This is a genomic window from Vibrio sp. 10N.222.46.A1 (assembly GCF_041473595.1).
GTDB lineage: Bacteria > Pseudomonadota > Gammaproteobacteria > Enterobacterales > Vibrionaceae > Vibrio > Vibrio tasmaniensis_A.
The window spans coordinates 1-1,826 of sequence record NZ_JBFRSN010000200.1 but is presented as its reverse complement, the minus strand read 5'-3'; the positions used below and the strand labels follow the sequence as shown (position 1 = coordinate 1,826).

Below are 1,826 nucleotides of genomic sequence, written 5' to 3'. Positions count from 1 at the left end.
TTAGTGCTGCGCCAAACGCACCAAACGTGTTTTTAGTTGCGTGTGAGATGTGCTTGAACAACAAGCTATCAAAGTCTTTTGCACCTTGCTTCTCATCTGGGTTCGCTGCCGCTTCCATTTCGCTCAATACGTATGGGTGACAACGTGTCGCACCTTGACCGAAGATCATCAGGTTACGAGTTAGAATGTTCGCACCTTCTACTGTGATAGCAACTGGAATACCTAGGTAAGGCGCAGCCAAGTAGTTCATTGGGCCATCTTGAATTGCACGACCTGAATGGATATCCATTGAGTCATTCAGAATAGTACGAGCCATCTCTGTCATGTGATACTTCGCGATAGCCGTTACGATACCCGGCTTCTCTTTCATATCAAGTGAAGTGGTTGTCAGTGTACGAGTCGCTTCTAATAGATACGTTAAACCACCAATACGGCCTAAGCTCTCTGCAACACCTTCAAATTTACCAATCGACATACCGAACTGCTTACGAACATAAGCGTATGCGCCGGTCGTTTTCGCTGTTAGGTGGCCCATCGCCGTACCAAGTGCGGGTAATGAGATACCACGACCTGCAGACAGACATTCCACCAGCATACGCCAGCCTTTACCTGCGTAATCTGCGCCACCGATTAGCCATTCCATAGGAATAAATACATCGTGACCGCGTGTTGGGCCATTCATAAACGCAAGACCAAGTGGATCATGACGCTCACCGATCACAACACCTTCGTGGTCTGCCGGGATAAGCGCACAAGTGATACCAATGTCTTCTTTGTCACCCAGTAGCTTTTCTGGATCGTGCAGTTTGAAAGCCAAACCAAGTACCGTTGCCACTGGTGCTAGCGTAATGTAACGCTTGTTCCAGTTAAGCTTGATGCCTAGTGTCTCTTTACCTTCGTGCATGCCCATACACACAGTGCCGACATCAGGGATACCACCCGCATCAGAACCTGCTTCAGGGCCTGTTAGTGCGAAACAAGGGATATCTGTACCGTCAGCTAGACGTGGAAGCCAGTAGTCTTTTTGATCTTGAGTTCCGTAGTGAGACAGTAGCTCACCAGGGCCAAGAGAGTTTGGAACCATTACCGAAACCGCGGTACTGATACTACGCGTTGCAATCTTAGTTACGATTGTAGAGTTGGCGTGCGCCGAAAATTCACGGCCGCCGTACCCTTTCGCGATAATTAGCGAGAAGAAACGCTCTTTGCGTAAAAAGTTCCATACTTCCTCAGGAAGGTCTCGGTCTTCTTTCACAATTTTGTGGTCATCGAGCATAGCGAGCAAAGTTTCAAGTTCATTGTCCATGAACGATTGCTCTTCTGGTGTCAGCTGAGGTTTTGGGTACTGGTGAAGCTTAGTGAAATCTGGTTTACCAGAAAACAGCTCTCCGTCCCACCACACGCTACCCGCTTCCATCGCTTCTTTCTCGGTGCTAGATAGGGGTGGTAGTACTTTTTTAAAGAGTTTAAAAGCTGGGTCACTTACCCATTTTTGTCTTAGAGAGCTCATAGTTCAGATCCTTTTGTTCACTATATTGTTTGTGAATATTTTGCTTTTTATTGTTTTATTCTTTTATTCTTTTGCTGACATGCCAGCGGCCAAATAAGGAATAAGAATATCGACCACTGCCTTCGCATCTATCTTTCTGTCATAGTCATTCTCTGCAATTTCTATTAGAGCTTGGCTAGATGCCATGGTGAATACACAAGTCCCTAGGGTGAAGTGCAATCGCCAAAATAACTGTTCTTGAGTGAGGTTTGGGTTAGCTTTCATTACTGAGTTGGTAAACAAAGTCAGTACTTCGCTATAACGAGTAGTAATGAAC

Annotated in this window: 1 protein-coding gene and 1 pseudogene; both read right to left on the bottom strand. The window is 46.1% G+C overall.

Translation table 11 applies throughout. The features are described 5' to 3' along the window. On the bottom strand, positions 1 to 1,510 hold a 1,510-nt coding region (locus AB4496_RS06805), incomplete at its 3' end, for an acyl-CoA dehydrogenase (protein WP_372130714.1). A gap of 63 nt (positions 1,511 to 1,573) precedes the next feature. After that, a pseudogene (locus tag AB4496_RS06800) lies at positions 1,574 to 1,826 on the bottom strand (TetR/AcrR family transcriptional regulator); the annotation flags it as partial.